This is a genomic window from Granulicella arctica (genome assembly GCF_025685605.1).
GTDB lineage: Bacteria > Acidobacteriota > Terriglobia > Terriglobales > Acidobacteriaceae > Edaphobacter > Edaphobacter arcticus.
This window is the reverse complement of the sequence record NZ_JAGTUT010000001.1, coordinates 167,955-184,221: the sequence shown is the minus strand read 5'-3', so window position 1 is coordinate 184,221 and position 16,267 is coordinate 167,955. Positions and strand designations below refer to the sequence as shown.

Here is a 16,267-nt window from a genome sequence, read left to right as displayed (position 1 = left end):
CGTCTAGAGGAGGGGAAGGATCGTCGGCGTCAGAACGCCACCATCAATTTCTACGAACGCAAGCGTCACCGGAAGCTTGAAGCGGCGTGGTCCAGCGCTTCCCGGATTGAGGTAAAGCACGCCATCGCGCATTTCGAAGCCGGGCTGATGCGAGTGTCCGCTGACGACAGCCGCAAGCTGCGCCGCAACTGGATTTACATCAAGATCGTGGACGGAATGGACGAGGTAGAAGAGCGCGCTATCAAGCTCGATGGCCTCAGTCGCAGGCAGTTCGGCGCATTGGCCATGCAGATCGATGTTGCCGCGAATCGCGGTTACCGGTGCAATCGCTCGGAGCGTATCGAGGATGTCAAAGTTGCCCACATCGCCCGCGTGGAGGATGTGAGCGACTTTGGCATCACGTAGTGCGGCAACAGCTTCGGGCCGCAGAAGACCATGCGTATCGGAGATCACGCCGACCAGCATCAGGCGATCTTCAGGCTCATCAGCGAGGCATAATTCTTGCTGTCCGCGGGATTGTGACTGCGATCGGGATCAATCTGTAGCTCGAGAACGGTCACTCCAGCAAGCGTAAGTGCGTATTCCTCAAGCTCCTCGGTCGTTCCGCTCGGGCTGAAGTTCCACTGCTGTCTTACGACCTCGCGCATCGTTCCGTCGCTGCCGTTCGCGAAGACGGCAAACTCCTGCGAGCGCTCCGCGGTGCGGTCGACGAAGTGGAGCTGAATCCGCTTGATCGCCTGAGGCTCGTCGAAGTGCAGCCGAATGACCTGCGGACCGACGCTCGACGCTCTCCAGCCAGTCGTAGACTTCCGGGCGATTGCGTTCTCGATGGGAAAGGCTGCATCCTCCGAGGTCATCTCGACCCGTGCAATGCGCTCCAGATCACGCCAGAGATCGCCGATCGGAACGGCGGTTACGGCTGTGGGTGTAACGATACTCTTGCGCATACGTGCTCCTTATTGCCTCAGAGGCAAGCATACGCGAGCACGCTACAGACCGGAGTGCAACCTGGCTCGCGGATCGAGGTAGTCGCGCAGCGCATCGCCAATGAAGTTGAAGGAGAGCACGCTCAGCATCACGGCCATCGCCGGGAAGAAGACGAGATGCGGCGAGTCGAAGAGGTGCGATCGGGCGTCGTTCAGCATCGATCCCCAGCTTGCCGCAGGAGCCGGAATGCCGAGACCCAGGAAGCTGAGCGTCGCCTCAGCGAGCACTGCTCCAGCCATGCCGATCGCCGCCTGCACAATGAGCGGTTGAAGGATGTTAGGCAGGATGTGGCGACAGACAACCCGCAGATCGGATGCGCCGAGAGCCTTCGCCGCCTCGACGAACTCCCGCTCCTTGATCGCCATCACCTGTGCTCGGACGAGCCGCGCGTAGCCGACCCATCCTGAGATAGCGAGCGCGAGGATCAGATTCCCAAGTCCTGGACCAAGGAAGGCCACAAATGCGATGGCGAGCAGAATGCCAGGAAGCGCCAGGAAGGCGTTTAAGACGTAGATGTTGACGACGGTATCAGTCCAGCCACCATAAAAGCCGGCGAGACATCCGAGGACGAGCCCGACGGAGAGCGAAAGTCCGACGACGCTGACAGCGACGATCATCGAGATGCGGGCTCCAAAGAGGATGCGCGAGAGAGTGTCGCGTCCAAGCTCATCGGTGCCGAACCAGTGAAGAGCTGAAGGGCCGAGGAGCCGATTGGTCAGGTTGAGCTGCGCTGGATCGGCTGGAGCGAGCAGTGGAGCGAAGATGGCGCAGAGCACGAAGCCAGCCAGCAGGAGAATGCCTGCGGCGGCCAGCGGTTGTTGTCGGATGTTTTGCATCCAACGCGTTATGAATATCTTTTTGTAGCCGATCATCCTTTCTGAGGATGACGTGACAGCACTTGGAATGCAAGCCTTCGAGATGTGCAGAATTGCTCAGTATCCCCATTCGGTGGCACTTTTGGCATTATCGGAGGATGAGTCACTGATACACTTAGGTTAGCGTCCCAAACAGCACAGGAGTCTTGCATGAACCACAAGAAAGAGAAAGCGGTAGTCTGCGGAGCGGGCGGTTTCATCGGCGGTCATCTCGTCAAGAGCCTTATCGCCGATGGTGTAGATGTGATCCGCGCCGTCGATATCAAGCCGCTCGATGAGTGGTACCAGGTGACGAGTGGAGTAGAAAACCTTGCCATCGACTTGAAGGACAAAGAGCATTGCATGACTGCTGCAGAGGGCACAACAGCTGTCTACCAACTCGCTGCCGATATGGGCGGAATGGGCTTTATCGAGAACAACAAGGCGCTGTGCATGCTGAGTGTGCTTACGAATACGCACATGCTGATGGCAGCACGCGAAAAGGGAGTCGAGCGGTTCTTCTATTCCTCCTCCGCGTGTGTGTACAACGGCGAGAAGCAGACCAATCCTGATGTCGTGGCGCTGAAGGAAGAAGACGCCTATCCGGCTCTTCCCGAAGATGGCTATGGCTGGGAGAAGCTGTTCAGCGAGCGGATGTGCCGTCACTTTGAAGAAGATTATGGCCTGCAGTGCCGTGTGGCGCGTTACCACAACGTTTACGGCCCTAACGGGACCTGGGATGGTGGTCGAGAGAAGGCTCCAGCGGCGATGTGTCGCAAGATTCTTGAAGCCAAGCATAGCGGCAAACACGAGATTGAGATCTGGGGCGATGGGCATCAGACGCGCAGCTTCATGTATATCGATGATTGCGTCAAGGGCACCCAGTTGATCTATGAGAGCGACATCCACGAGCCGCTGAATCTCGGTTCGAGCGAGCTTGTCTCGATCAACCAACTCGTCGATATCGTTGAGGATATTGCCGGGATTAAGCTAAAGCGCAACTACAATCTTAGCGCTCCTAAGGGCGTCAACGGGCGCAACAGCGACAACACGTTGATCCTTGAGAAGCTCGGTTGGGAACCGTCGATCAAGCTACGTGACGGTATGGCGAAGACCTATGCCTGGATCGAAAACGAGATGCTTGCGGGAGTTTCAAAGTAGTTGCCATTCTTTGGGAGCAGGGTGACGATGGAGAATATCAATGGTGGCGCTGAAGACGTTTTTCGCAAGATTCTCGGTGTTAACTTTTTTGATGGCAACGCAGCCGAAGCGATAGCCAAGATTCGCCACGGTGGTTTGCTAGTCGTTCCCGCTGCACCCGCACTCAAGGATATGGACCGCGATATCGGGTATCGTGATGCGCTGCTCGGTGCAGACTTGGTGATCACTGATTCTGCGCTGATGGTGCTGATCTGGAATTTGATTGAGCGGGATTCACTCTATCGACTGTCTGGACTGGAATATCTGAAGGAACTGCTGGAGGAGCCGGATGTTCGGCAGACCGGCAATACCGTCTGGATTATGGCAAGCCCGAAGAGTGCAGCTACGAATTTGAAATGGCTTGCTGAGTCGGGGATTGTGGTGGATCAGGACTATGTCTACATGGCGCCGATGTACGGTTCTGAGATGGAAGATCCCAAGCTCGTTGCGCTGCTGAACCGCCTGCGTCCGCAGCACGTGATCGTGACGATTGGTGGCGGGACGCAGGAACGTCTTGGACTCTATCTGAAGCAGAATCTGGATTATCTGCCGGCGATCCACTGTATCGGTGCAGCGATTGCATTCCTGAGCGGCGACCAGGTACAGATTCCGATGTGGGGTGACCGCTTCTATCTTGGATGGCTGATGCGCTGCCTCTCCGAGCCGAAGCGCTATGTTCCACGTTATTGGGAGGCGCGCAAACTGGTTGGGCTTATGCTTCGCTATCGCAGCGAACTGCCCATGTTGCGCACTGGCTGATGAGCGCTCCTCCCCGTGATGCGCGCATCTACATTGCTGGACATCGAGGATTAGTCGGTTCGGCGCTTCAACGTGGGCTTGAGGAGCAGGGTTTCACCAGGCTGATAGTCAGGAGCCATGCAGAACTTGATTTGACCGATCAAGCTGCGGTCTCTCGCTTCTTTGCAACCGAACAACCTGAGTACGTCTTTTTAGCGGCAGCTAAGGTCGGGGGAATTCTTGCCAACGACACGTATCCGGCAGACTTTTTTCGCGAAAACCTGGTTATCCAGAGCAATGTCATCGAGGCCAGTCATGCAGCGGGTGTAAAGCGTCTGCTCTTTCTGGGATCGAGCTGTATCTATCCAAAGAACGCACCGCAGCCAATTCGTGAGGAGTACCTGCTTACTGGCCCGCTTGAGCCAACGAACCGGCCCTACGCGATTGCGAAGATTGCAGGGATCGAGCAATGCTGGTCATACAACCGCCAGTTTGGGACGCAGTATCTTGCTGCGATGCCGACGAATCTTTACGGTCCGGGAGATAACTTCGACCTCAACAACTCGCATGTGCTGCCTGCATTGATACGAAAAACGGCAGAGGCGCAACGGGCGGGCAGGGAAGAGCTGATCGTCTGGGGTAGCGGCACACCGCGACGGGAGTTCCTGTACTCGGAAGATCTTGCTGCGGCGTGTATCTTTTTAATGTTGCTCGACGAGACACGTTTTCGGTCGTTGCTGCTGGATGATGTGCCGCCGTTGATCAATATCGGTACGGGTGAGGATGTCACGATTCGCGAGCTTGCCGAGACAATTTGCCGCGTGCTGGGCTTCGAGGGCAGATTGATCTTTGATACAAGCAAGCCGGACGGAACGCCTCGCAAACTGCTCGATGTCACCCGTCTTCACGATCTTGGCTGGAAGCACACTATAAATCTTGAGCAGGGAATTCGGCTGACGTGGAATGCTGTTCAGTCGCAGTTTGCGGCACAGTGACCTTCAGTTAAGGCACAGCGACTTGGCCGACGCTGTCGTGTCTAATCGAAGTATGGGTACGCTGCGTTATCTTCGGTTGCTGGCTGGGTTTGCACTTCTAACTGCGTCATTCGCGCCGGTGTATGCGCAGTCCAGCACGGTTGCGGAACAGTACCTTCTTTCTGCGGTAAATCAGGAGCGAGCCCTGCGAAAACTCGGACCCGTTCGACTTGACTCAGCGTTGGTCCAGGCGGCTGTGACCCATGCGCGACAGATGGCGGCGCATGGCAGCATTTCACATCGTTTCAGTGGAGAGCCTGAATTGTCGACGCGCGGTTCGCAGGCCGGAGCACACTTTGACCGCATCACGGAGAATGTTGCCGAAGGGCCGACTGCCGTGATTCTGCACGATGCGTGGATGCATTCTCCCGGACATCGGGCTAACATCCTTGATCCGGACGTTGATGCGATTGGGATCGCTGTGCTGGTGCGCAATGGGCAGCTCTACGCGGTGGAGGACTTTCAGAGCACGGTCCAGAGCCTGACGCTTGCTGAGCAGGAGGGTGCTGTCGGGCTGCTGCTCGATCGTGCCGGTCTTGATTTGGTGCCGGACGCAAATGCTCGAAAGACGTGCGCCATGTCCGCGGGGTATGCCGGCGACCAGCAACCATCGTTCGTCGTTCGCTACACGACGGGCGATATCTCGACGCTGCCAAGCAAGTTGAAGGAGCGTCTCGCGCTGGCTCAGGATCATCAGGCGTCCGTGGGGGCATGTTCCTCGCGGGGCGCGGGTGCTTTCAGTACCTACAGTATTGCTGTGGTTCTCTACCCGTAGCTATGCAGCACCGATGGTTGCGAGCTCTTCTGCGCTCGCAGGCTGGGTCGGCTCCATCTCGAGCAGATCGTTGAAGCGGTTGAAGTAGTTGAAGAGACCGATCGCGGCCATCAACTCGACGACTTCACCTTCGTCGTAGAAGCTGCGGAGGCGCTTGAAGTCTGCCTCAGTGTATCCGTGAGCGTTGAGCGTCATTACCTCAGCAAGGTGGATCGCGACCTTCTCCGCCTCGGTGAAGGCATCGCTTCCGGCGGCGTTTTCCAAGGCAATTATCTGGTCGTCCGTCCAGCCTAGACGCCGCGCGATTGTTGTGTGCGATGCAAGGCAATAGGGTGTCTGATTCAACTGCGATGTGCGTACGATCACCAGTTCCTTCAACGCCGTGGAGAGTGTGCCTGTCTTCAGCACTGCCTCGAGATGGGCGATGATTGTCTGGAATATTTCAGGGCGATGAGCCATGGTGCGGAACATATTCGGGACGTTGCCACGATCGCGGAGGTACCGATCGTAGATAACGCTGGTCGAGGATGAAACCTCATCGCGCTTGAGTCGAGAGATGCGAGGCATAGTTAGGACTCCTTTCGCTTCCTCTCGAATGATACCTTTGGTCTTCGAACTCGGCTAGCTGCAGGCTTTGCCATTGTGACGCGAGGATGTGCCGGAACGTTACGAGGACTAGAAAGCACCTTTTAGAACATAGATTCGGTAGTTCACCATGTAATCGCGAGGACCGAAGTTTCTGGCTATGCTCAGTGAGTAGTGGATGTTGAGGTAGCTTGCGAACTGCGACCACTGGTCTATCTTGTCAAACGAATTGTCTTCACCGAGCCACTGGCTTGTGACCACGATCACCTTAGGGGGAGCCGCGGAGAAAGCATCCTGGAGAACGCGATGATCATATTGGGAGGCAGAGACTCCTCGCGGCGGAAAGAACATGTAGTCGCCGATGTATCCGGAGTACTGCACGAGATCGAGGCGATAGAGGGCGTTCAGACAGCCACTTACAAGGTCCATACATTGGACCTGATTTTGCAGCTTCGCCACGCCCAGACTTGTAAGATCGCGCTCCAGGGTGTCAGGGAGGTCGATCGTAGATGGTTTTGCGTTCAGTCGAAGAGCGTACACAGGAACGACGTAGAGAACACCGAGAAGGATGCCAGTCGCGCCGAACACCCGAACCCATCCCTTCTTCTGCACGGCCCGCACAAACTCCAGGCCGATCCACAGGAAAACAAAGGCGAGGAAGGGATAGCGATGGTAATGAAAACCTTTTCGTTGGGAGAAGTACGATAGCAGACCAAAGCAGATGCCTAGAGCGAGCGCCCACCGCTCCCAGTTTTTCCAGTCTGTATTCACAATGGTAAGAATGATCGCGATCGGAAGCAGGACGATCAGCGCACGGACGGAAAACAGCGTCGGGGCAAGAGTCATGTAGCTCATATGCCCGAGGCCTGCGTAGTAGGGAACCAGCCGGCCGATCAGGCCAAGGAAGGCTCCGAAAGCGTGCTTCTGCAAAAGGAAGCCGAGCGTGACGCAGTATCCGCCGAGGAGACCCGCAAGCCCAATACCCAGATAGGAACCCATAGCCTCCCGTCTTCTTCTTACCTCGAAGGCGGCCATGGAGATCAGCACAATCCCAAGAGGGACGGCGGTGGGCTTGAGCGAAGCTGCCAGACCAAGAAGCACTCCGAAAGGGAGCATTAGGATGGGTCTTCGCATGCGTAACGCCAAGAAGAGCATGGCATAGCCGAACATTACGAGGACGGTCATGATCTCATCCCGCTGAGCGGCATCGTCAGGCCCCTCGAACGCATGCGCCAGGACGAATAAGACTCCGGCGAAGAGGCCTGCAAACCAGTCGTACGGCCACGCTATGACGATCATGGAGGTTGTGAGGCAAGCCAGCAGCGAGAACTCGTAGAAGCGCCAGCCGAGATCGCCTGTGCCAAATAGACGGATAGCCCAGCCGTCTATGAAGTAAGAGCCGGGCATGTTCAGGTCGACGATGTCTTTATATGGAACTTTGCCGTGATCCATCAGAAAGTTGACGTAGTGCATGATGGATTCGTCGTGCATCCAGCGCCAGCCTATGGTTCTATAGGCGAAGAAGAGGGCCGCCGCACACAGAATGACGCTCAGAATCATTCGACCGGAGCTGACAAACCTATCTTCTGCCGCCGGTTCCTGCTGCATCGTGACGTCCTTGAAGTGCGGGCGAGTGTTCTGTGGCATGGAACCAAATGGTGTCCATGCCGACTTCTACAGGCTAGGTGCTTTCCATCGCGATTGGTTGCGCGTCGGGCTCCATCTCGGTGAGGGGGCGGCCGAAGGCAATCTTTGGATAGACATTGGTGAAGGTATCGATGGTCAGGTCGATCAGGACGGGTTCGCTCGGGTCTTCCCAGAGAGCACGCAGACCCTCGGCCACTTCACCCTCGTTACGGATGCTGACGCCGCGGATGCCAAAAGCCTCAGCAACCCGTGCGAAGTCCGGTGTACTGTATCCCCACAAGGTCGACTGATATTGTTCCTTGAAGTAACTTTGCTGGAACTGACGCACCATACCGTGGCAATGATTGTTGACGACGATGATCTTGACGGGAAGCCGATTACGTACGATCGTCTGCAACTCCTGGATGTTGCATTGAAAGGCTCCATCACCGGCTATGACGACGACTGGTCGAGGAGCCAATGCGACAGCAGCGCCGAGCGCTGCAGGTAATGCGAATCCCATGGAACCCATGCCGCCTGAGGTCAGCCATCGCTGATCTGCCTGTACTTCGATGGACTGAGCGGCCCACATCTGGTGCTGCCCGACATCCACGAGGTATGCGCCAGCTTGATGCGACGCAGCCGAAAGCTGGTGCATAAAGACATTCGGGTTGATGCCAGTCGCTGTACCAAGTTCAAGGCGATCGTCGAATTTCTCACGTAACGCGGTTATCTCGTCAATCCATGGGGTCCAATCGGTGTGCGCCAGATCGCCAAGCTGCTCTGCAGCAGCCTTTAGAAATGGCCGCAACTCGGAGACGATTGCAACACATCCGGGGATGCGGTTATTGATCTCACCGGTCTCACAGTCCACATGAACGATGACGCGGTCGCCCTTGAAGAAGGAGGTGTCGTTTCCGGTCTGGCGAATATCCAGACGGCTGCCGAGGACGATGAGCAGATCGCTTGAGGCGAGCGCATGGTTCGCCCACCGATTGGCATAGCTGCCGATCATTCCGACTCGCAACGGATCGCCATACGGCATGACATCCACAGCCAGCAGCGAGTTGACGACGGGGAGACCGAGCTTCCGTACGAAAGCATGGAACTCTTCCAGAGCATTGCCGGCACGAATGCCGGCTCCTGCAAGGACAAGTGGCTTCTTAGCTCCCTTGAGCGCATCGCTTAGCTGCTCCCATTGGAGCGGGTCGATGGAGCTGGCGACGGCTCCAGTACCGGGATCTTCCAGAGGATCTGGAACGTCAAGCATGGAGTTCTGGATATCCATGGGGATATCGACCAGAACTGGGCCCGGTCGCCCGGCGACTGCGAGATCGAAGGCGTTCTTCAGAACCTCCGGCAGTTCTTCCGGGGTACGAACCTGCCACGATGCCTTGGTGATCGGTGTCGACATCGAGACGATATCGCTCTCCTGAAAACCGAGCTGGCGAATGGCGCGATCGCCGCGAAGCTCGTGTCGATTAACCTGGCCAGTGATGAAGACGGCCGGCGACGAGTCGAAGTGACAGCTTCCGATGCCCGTGAGAAGGTTGATCGCACCCGGTCCGCTGGTAGCCATCGCTACTCCGGGAACACCGGTAATGCGTCCAGCGGCGTCGGCGGCGAAGGCCGCAGCTTGCTCGTGATGCACGCTGAGAACGCGGATCTTTTCGAACTCGTAGAGCGAGTTGAGCAGGTGCGTGATCATACCTCCGGGAAGCTCAAAGACTGTGCGAACACCCCGGCTGTAGAGATACCGTGCAACGTAATCTGTGGCTTTTATCACGCGGACACCTTGACTTCGCTCTCCATGCTCGCCAGAGCGGCACCTGTCGGTTGCGATGCTGTGAATGTCTGCATGGTTCTTTGATACTTCGCGATCTGGCCCAATGTGATCATGTTCATATCTGTCCCTTGTTCCCAAGCCTGGTACCAATCGACCAGCCATTCGAGCGCCGTCTGGAGTTTAAGTCGCGGCAGCCAGCCTAGCTCGGAGCGAGCCTTGCTGGAGTCCAGCTTGAGGTATCCTGCTTCGTGAACAGACTCGGCCTCATCCGTAACCCAACTCGCGCCGTTGCCCCAGCGGCGTGCCATTTCGGTGGCGATTCTTCCGACCGGCCATGCATCGTCATCCCACGGGCCAAAGTTCCAGGCGTCCGCAAATTCGATCTTGCCGGCGAGTAGACGCTCCGCAAGCGCGATATATCCAGCCACCGGCTCGAGCACATGTTGCCACGGCCTGATGGAGTGCGGTCGCCGGATCATCACAGGTTCCCCCGACATAAAGCCCCTGATGAGATCGGGCAAAAGGCGGTCCTCCGACCAGTCGCCGCCTCCGATTACGTTTCCCGCACGTGCAGTTGCAAGCGCAACGCCGTGGGTTGCGAACCGTTCCGGAGGAAAGAAGGAGCTGCGATACGACGCACTCAGAATCTCTACACATGCCTTGCTGCTGCTGTATGGGTCATATCCACCCATCGGATCGGTTTCCCGATAGCCCCAATGCCATTCCCGGTTCAGGTAGCACTTATCCGTCGTGACGATTACGGCCGCACGCACGGAGGCAATCGTGCGGATCGATTCAAGGACGTGAGCCGTCCCCATCACGTTGGTGCTGTACGTAGCCAAAGGATCTGCATATGATCGCCGCACGAGCGGCTGCGCAGCCAGATGAAAGACCACATCGGGCTGGAAATCGCGCATGGCTCGGTCGAGCGCGGCATGGTCCCGAAGATCGCCGCGAATGTCCTCAATGACACTGCCGACCCGTGCGCCTCCAAAAAGACTCGGCTCCGTCGAAGGATCAAGCGCGTAACCGCGCACTACTGCTCCGACTTGCGCCAGCCAGAGGGCCAGCCATCCACCTTTGAAGCCTGTGTGTCCTGTGAGGAAGACACGCTTGCCGGCCCACACGTTTTTTACCACGTCTTCCATGGCGCCTTTCCGGAGTTCCATAGTTCTTCCAGGTGCTGCTTGTCGCGGAGCGTGTCCATCGGCTGCCAGAAGCCTGAGTGGCGATAGGCGTGAAGATTGTGTTCGCTGGCGATACGCTCGAGCGGTTCGCGCTCCCACATGGTCGACGGCTCGTCTGGAATGGTCTCGAGAACCTTCGGTGACAAGACGAAGAAACCGCCATTCAACCAACCGAGATCAGACGACGGCTTTTCCTGGAAGGTATGTATTTCATCGCCTTCGATACCGAGCATGCCGAAGCGCGCAACCGGTTGTACAGCGGTCAGAGTCGCAAGTTTTCCGTGACTCTTATGAAATTTGATTGACTCGGTGATATTCACATCCGACACGCCGTCGCCGTAGGTCATGCAAAATGCATCTTCGTTCGCTACGTGGCTCGCTACCTTCTTCAAACGCCCGCCCGTGCCCGTCTCAGCACCCGTCTCGACCAGTGTGATATGCCAAGGTTCGGTGGTGTTGCCGTGAACTTCCATGCGGTTATCGGTCATGTGGAAGGTGACATCAGCCGTATGCAGGAAGTAATTTGCGAAGTATTCCTTGATGACATAGCCCTTGTAGCCGAGGCAAATGACGAAATCGAAGATGCCATGCTGGGAATACATCTTGAGGATGTGCCAGAGGATGGGACGCCCACCAATCTCCACCATTGGTTTCGGGCGTACCGATGTCTCTTCGCTGATTCGGGTTCCAAGTCCACCTGCAAGAATGACCGCCTTCATGCTTATATTGTCCTCGATCTTGTTATTTGCGAAACACATGCTGGAGTTCGATGAGTACCAGCCACGCTATAATTACTTAGAATCTTGCAAGTTAGGGCCAGGTTACACAACGACAACCTAGTTCCTTTTAGCTGTAGTATACAGCGCTGGCAACTTCAAATCAGATAGCGTTCGCCCCTATCACCTTATGAAGGAGTCTGTTAATTATGAGCCAGCGCGCTGACGAGCTTCGCACCCAAATCCTACAACTTACGGCTGAGTACCATGCAGAGGCCTTCCCTCAGAAAACGTTCGTTGCGGGTCAGTCCTTCGTTCCAGTCTCTGGCAAAGTCATTGATGGACAAGATCTCAGTTTACTGGTTGACTCTGCGCTTGATTGCTGGTTCACTACGGGCCGCTTTGCCAAGGCATTCGAGAAGAAACTAGCCCGCTTTATAGGGGTGCGTGGTTGCTCGCTCGTGAACTCAGGCTCATCGGCAAACCTGGTGGCTCTCACTGCTCTTACGTCGCCCAAGCTTGGCGATCGTCAACTCAAGCCAGGCGACGAGGTCATCACGGTAGCCGCTGGTTTTCCCACAACGGTCAATCCGATCATTCAGAATCGCCTCATCCCGGTCTTTGTGGATGTGGCTCTTCCGACCTTTGAGATCGACGTCACTCAACTCGAAAAAGCGCTTAGCCCCAAGACGCGAGCCATCATGATTGCGCATACCCTCGGCAATCCTTTCGATCTCGGTGCCGTGATGGAGTTCGCGAAGAAGCACAATCTGTGGGTCGTCGAGGATTGCTGCGATGCTCTCGGCGCGACCTACAAGGGTCAGAAAGTCGGAACATTCGGCGATCTCGCCACCCTCAGCTTCTATCCTGCGCACCACATTACGATGGGTGAAGGTGGAGCTGTTCTGACCAATACGCCGCTGCTCCAGACGTTGATTGAGTCGTTCCGCGACTGGGGACGTGACTGCTGGTGTGAGCCTGGTGTCGACAACACATGCGGCAAGCGTTTCGACTGGCAGCTCGGCTCGCTCCCCTGCGGCTACGACCACAAGTACACCTACTCGCATATTGGTTACAACCTCAAGGCTACGGATATGCAAGCGGCGCTCGGCTTATCGCAGCTCGATAAGGTGGAGCACTTCATCCAGGTTCGTCGCGATAACTTCCAGTACCTCTGGAAGGCACTCGAGCCACTGCAGGATGTTCTCATGCTGCCGGTGGCGACCGAGGGCTCTGACCCAAGCTGGTTCGGATTCCCCCTTGGTGTACGTGAGAGCGCACCGTTTACCAGGGATCAACTCGTGAAGGCACTGGAGTCGCAGAAGATCGGCACACGCCTGATGTTTGCAGGGAATCTGCTCCGTCAGCCGGCTTACGAAGGGATCGAATTCCGCCAGATCGGTGACCTTCCGAACACAGATTTCGTGATGCGCAATATTCTGTGGCTGGGAGTCTTCCCTGGTCTCGACTCCGCCATGCTCGACCATATCGTCGCAACGATCGCGCAGTTTGCATCGCAAGCGAAGGCGCTTCCGGTTCTTTCCTGAAGTTGAACCCTAGGGACTTAACTTCTTGACCATGCCTCCCCTTGATCCACGCGATCTTGAAGAGATCGTCAGCCTCACTGAACCGCTTTGGGAGGAGGTGCGCGGCCAGCGCATCTTCCTCACTGGCGGGACGGGTTTTTTTGGCTGCTGGCTCATCGAGAGCTTTCTTAGGGCCAATCAAAAGTTTTCCCTCAATGCGGAGATGGTTGTCCTTACTAGGTCATGGCCGAACTTTCTTCTTCGCTGTCCTCATCTCGCGAACAACCCTGCCCTCGCAGCGGTCGAAGGAGATGTGCGTTCGTTTCCTTTTCCGGAAGGTGAATTTGCCTTCGTACTTCATGCTGCCGCTGATACCGGGGACGTACGTACCGGAAATACAACCAATGGAGCCCTGAGCACACTCTCCACTATCTTCGAGGGCACCCACCGCACGTTGGAATTCGCCGCGACTCATGGCACCCGCAAATTCCTGATGGTCAGCTCAGGCGCTGTGTATGGCGCGCAGCCGACCTCCATCACCCATCTTCCCGAAGACTACCGCGGCGCTCCTGATCCGTGCCAGGCAGCAAGCGCCTACGGCGAGGCAAAACGTGCTGCAGAAGCACTGTGCGCGGCCTATGCCGGATCTTCCAGCCTAGTCCCGAAGATAGCCCGTTGCTTCGCCTTTGTCGGTCCGCATCTCCCTCTTCAGGGCAGTTATGCGATCGGCAATTTTATTCGAAGTGCAATTGCCTCGCAGACTATCCGCATCAGCGGGGACGGGACGCCGTTGCGATCTTACCTTTACGCAACAGATCTTGCTGTATGGCTGTGGACCATCTTGTTCAAAGCGCCGGCGCTACAGCCGATCAATATTGGCTCCCATCAAGCGCTGAGCATCGGCGACCTTGCACGAGAGGTCCAAGCCGCGCTAAATCCCGAACTGACGATTGAAGTTGTTGGCCGGCCTCTACCCGATGTCTTGCCATCGCGATATGTTCCATCCACCCAACGAGCATTCGATGAACTTGGCCTGCGGCAGACGGTAGAATTGAGAGATGCGATTCAGCGCACTGCAGCGTGGCACGGGTGGGCGAGAGACCAGGAGCATCATCTATGAAGCTGATCAGCATTGTCAGTCCTTGCTATAACGAGCAGGATAACGTCGAGCAACTGTACCTGCGAACCCGGCAGACACTTGCGAACTTTCCCCAGTATCGCTACGAACACATCTTTATCGATAATGCTTCGACGGACAACACGGTCGAGATACTTCGCGGTCTTGCGGCGAACGATGCAAACGTTAAGGTCATCGTTAATGCGCGGAACTTCGGGCATCTTCGTTCTCCACAGCACGCCATTATGAACGCAGAAGGCGATGCAGTGGCCATGCTGCTCTCGGATCTTCAAGACCCGCCCGAGTTGATCGGCGAGATGATCGAGGAGTGGGAGCGTGGGACGCCCGTCATCGTAGGGATCAAGAACACCAGTGACGAGAGCGGCTTGATGTACAAGATTCGAACCTTGTACTATCGCACGGTTGCCAGCCTCACTAATGTTCGGGTCTTCGAGCACTTTACCGGGTTCGGTCTGTACGACCGCAAGGTGATCGACATCCTTCGCACCCGCTTTCGCGACCCGTACCCGTACTTCCGTGGCATGATTGCTGAAATCGGGTTGCCACACAAAGCTGTGTACTACAACCAGAAGCGGCGCGAACGTGGGATCACAAAGAACAACTTTTACACGCTCTACGATCTGGCCATGCTTGGCATCACGAATCTATCGAAGGTGCCCCTTCGCATCGTGACCTTCACCGGCTTTATCCTTGCCTTCTTGAGCGCATTGATTGGCGTCGGTTACCTCATCGCAAAGATACTTTTCTGGAACCACTTCGATATCGGGATCGCTCCCGTTGTGGTCGGCCTCTTCTTCTTCGGCTCCGTGCAACTCGTGGCTCTTGGGGTCATCGGAGAGTACATCGGATCCATCCACACGATGGTTCAAAACCGTCCGCTGGTTATTGAGAAGGAACGAATCAACTTCCAGGAAACCCTCCAGGGATGAGCGACCCGATCATAGCGGCACCTGAACGTAACGGACTGGCCAAGCACATTCCTCCGGCCCAACTTCTGCGCTACCTGATAGTTGGAGGCTGGAATACACTCTTCGGATACACCTGCTTCTTCCTGATGAATCGGTGGCTGTCGCATGTGATGCATGCCTACTCCTACATTGTGGCGAGTGTGGCGTCAAACCTGATCAGCATTACCGTGGCTTTTCTGGGCTATAAGTGGTTTGTCTTCCAAACGAAGGGAAACTACGTCAAAGAATGGCTTCGCAGCCTGATTGTCTATAGCGGAACCATCCTCTTTTCGGCGCTCGCCCTGGGGCCGCTGGTTGGCTTGATTCGACATAGCACCCGATACCAGACGCAAGCCCCGTACATCGCCGCAGCGATCGTCGCCGTCTTCACCGTCGTGAGCAGTTTCTTCGGACACAAGCATCTTTCGTTTCGGCAAACAGCCGTGGTTCCTATGCCTGCAAACCCGAATGCGGAAGGTACTCCAGCGCAGATTCTCTAGACTGCGTCATGGCAATTCAGTATCGAAGACCGCATACGCGCCTCTTGGCCTCAGCGAGCGAGGAATTCCTGCAAAGTATTCGCCGGAATCCCTGCATCTCGCAGTTGGACGGTTGCTCAGTTCAAATCACATAGAAACTTCCACCCTCAAATAGTCCTCTCGCTTTGACTCGAAGTATTGCCGCCGCTGGTCTATGGCTTCGTCGATCAGTTCGTTATCGTAGGTGGCCAATGGGATCTCGGGACGATTCGTTTTGAAGAATACTGATAGACGTGAAAGCTTTCAGGGCCGATTCGAGGTGCTTCACCGCGTATTTCTGTTCCTCGTTGTCGAGGTTTTCATAGCCAATGCACGCAAGTCTCAACACCATGCCGAGATCGCCGCTCCTGGCGAGAAAAGCAGTTTCGTTCCAGAATCCGTATAGATTGACGTGGGCGCTGAGGGCATCGGCTTCCCTCCACGGCTTGATGACGCGAGAAAATCAGCATTACCGCACCCTACATTCGGAACTGGCTGCTTTGCTAAGTCATAGCGCAGCTTGAACACTTTCTGCTTAATACGGGGATGCTTGGGCTGATGCCTGTCGCGCGTTGGTGTAAAGGAGCATACTTCTTGTCTGGAACTGACTGGATGTGCATCACACGCGACCCTGAAACTCTCTCTGGGTC

16 protein-coding genes are annotated in these 16,267 nt (G+C 56.2%); 8 read left to right on the top strand and 8 right to left on the bottom strand.

The window, feature by feature from the left end; translation table 11 throughout:
* Positions 1 to 3: 3 nt before the first annotated feature.
* From OHL20_RS00765 to OHL20_RS00755, 3 genes are read right to left on the bottom strand one after another with little or no spacing between them, the layout of a single operon-like run.
* Positions 4 to 465, bottom strand: coding sequence for a metallophosphoesterase family protein (locus tag OHL20_RS00765; protein WP_263381312.1), 462 nt, complete (start codon positions 463 to 465; stop codon positions 4 to 6).
* Complete coding sequence (locus OHL20_RS00760; protein WP_263381311.1) at positions 465 to 947, bottom strand: hypothetical protein; 483 nt, start codon at positions 945 to 947, stop codon at positions 465 to 467. The genes OHL20_RS00765 and OHL20_RS00760 overlap by 1 nt, the downstream gene beginning before the upstream one ends.
* A gap of 42 nt (positions 948 to 989) precedes the next feature.
* On the bottom strand, positions 990 to 1,823 hold the full coding sequence (locus tag OHL20_RS00755) for an ABC transporter permease (protein ID WP_263381310.1): 834 nt from the start codon (positions 1,821 to 1,823) through the stop codon (positions 990 to 992).
* Between the two features lie 189 nt (positions 1,824 to 2,012).
* On the opposite strand from OHL20_RS00755, the gene OHL20_RS00750 reads away from it, so the two are divergent.
* From OHL20_RS00750 to OHL20_RS00735, 4 genes are read left to right on the top strand one after another with little or no spacing between them, the layout of a single operon-like run.
* Positions 2,013 to 3,002: an NAD-dependent epimerase/dehydratase family protein gene (locus OHL20_RS00750; RefSeq protein WP_263381309.1), complete on the top strand. Its 990-nt coding sequence runs from the start codon at positions 2,013 to 2,015 to the stop codon at positions 3,000 to 3,002.
* 27 nt (positions 3,003 to 3,029) lie between these two features.
* Positions 3,030 to 3,800: a WecB/TagA/CpsF family glycosyltransferase gene (locus tag OHL20_RS00745; RefSeq protein ID WP_263381308.1), complete on the top strand. Its 771-nt coding sequence runs from the start codon at positions 3,030 to 3,032 to the stop codon at positions 3,798 to 3,800.
* Positions 3,800 to 4,774, top strand: a complete 975-nt coding sequence (locus tag OHL20_RS00740; protein ID WP_263381307.1) for a GDP-L-fucose synthase family protein — start codon at positions 3,800 to 3,802, stop codon at positions 4,772 to 4,774. The genes OHL20_RS00745 and OHL20_RS00740 overlap by 1 nt, the downstream gene beginning before the upstream one ends.
* Before the next feature lie 37 nt (positions 4,775 to 4,811).
* Positions 4,812 to 5,588, top strand: a complete 777-nt coding sequence (locus OHL20_RS00735) for a CAP domain-containing protein (RefSeq protein ID WP_263381306.1) — start codon at positions 4,812 to 4,814, stop codon at positions 5,586 to 5,588.
* Here the strand turns inward: OHL20_RS00735 and OHL20_RS00730 are convergent, their stop codons facing one another.
* The 5 genes from OHL20_RS00730 to rfbF all read right to left on the bottom strand — a co-directional run bounded on the left by OHL20_RS00730 (position 5,589) and on the right by rfbF (position 11,491).
* Positions 5,589 to 6,155 (bottom strand): carboxymuconolactone decarboxylase family protein, encoded by a 567-nt coding sequence (locus OHL20_RS00730; RefSeq protein ID WP_263381305.1) that lies wholly within the window; start codon positions 6,153 to 6,155, stop codon positions 5,589 to 5,591.
* 108 nt (positions 6,156 to 6,263) lie between these two features.
* Positions 6,264 to 7,820 (bottom strand): hypothetical protein, encoded by a 1,557-nt coding sequence (locus tag OHL20_RS00725; RefSeq protein WP_263381304.1) that lies wholly within the window; start codon positions 7,818 to 7,820, stop codon positions 6,264 to 6,266.
* Between the two features lie 34 nt (positions 7,821 to 7,854).
* Positions 7,855 to 9,585 carry a thiamine pyrophosphate-binding protein gene (locus OHL20_RS00720; RefSeq protein WP_263381303.1) on the bottom strand — a complete coding sequence of 577 codons (1,731 nt, stop codon included), beginning with the start codon at positions 9,583 to 9,585 and terminating at the stop codon, positions 7,855 to 7,857.
* Positions 9,582 to 10,754 carry a CDP-glucose 4,6-dehydratase gene (gene rfbG, locus OHL20_RS00715; protein WP_263381302.1) on the bottom strand — a complete coding sequence of 391 codons (1,173 nt, stop codon included), beginning with the start codon at positions 10,752 to 10,754 and terminating at the stop codon, positions 9,582 to 9,584. The genes OHL20_RS00720 and rfbG overlap by 4 nt, the downstream gene beginning before the upstream one ends.
* The gene (gene rfbF / locus OHL20_RS00710; RefSeq protein ID WP_263381301.1) at positions 10,718 to 11,491 is read right to left on the bottom strand and encodes a glucose-1-phosphate cytidylyltransferase; all 774 of its coding nucleotides are present in this window, start codon (positions 11,489 to 11,491) and stop codon (positions 10,718 to 10,720) included. Before rfbF ends, rfbG begins: the two co-directional genes overlap by 37 nt.
* Before the next feature lie 206 nt (positions 11,492 to 11,697).
* Between rfbF and rfbH the strand changes: the two genes are divergently transcribed.
* Genes rfbH through OHL20_RS00690 form a run of 4 tightly spaced genes read left to right on the top strand, consistent with a single transcriptional unit; the run spans position 11,698 to position 15,599 of the window.
* Entirely contained in the window at positions 11,698 to 13,035 is a 1,338-nt protein-coding gene (rfbH, locus tag OHL20_RS00705; RefSeq protein WP_263381300.1) for a lipopolysaccharide biosynthesis protein RfbH, read from the top strand.
* A gap of 31 nt (positions 13,036 to 13,066) precedes the next feature.
* A complete protein-coding gene (locus OHL20_RS00700) occupies positions 13,067 to 14,134 on the top strand; it encodes an NAD-dependent epimerase/dehydratase family protein (RefSeq protein WP_263381299.1) in 1,068 nt (355 codons plus the stop codon).
* Positions 14,131 to 15,081 carry a glycosyltransferase family 2 protein gene (locus OHL20_RS00695; RefSeq protein ID WP_263381298.1) on the top strand — a complete coding sequence of 317 codons (951 nt, stop codon included), beginning with the start codon at positions 14,131 to 14,133 and terminating at the stop codon, positions 15,079 to 15,081. Before OHL20_RS00700 ends, OHL20_RS00695 begins: the two co-directional genes overlap by 4 nt.
* On the top strand, positions 15,078 to 15,599 hold the full coding sequence (locus tag OHL20_RS00690; RefSeq protein WP_263381297.1) for a GtrA family protein: 522 nt from the start codon (positions 15,078 to 15,080) through the stop codon (positions 15,597 to 15,599). The genes OHL20_RS00695 and OHL20_RS00690 overlap by 4 nt, the downstream gene beginning before the upstream one ends.
* The last annotated feature ends 668 nt before the right edge of the window (positions 15,600 to 16,267 follow it).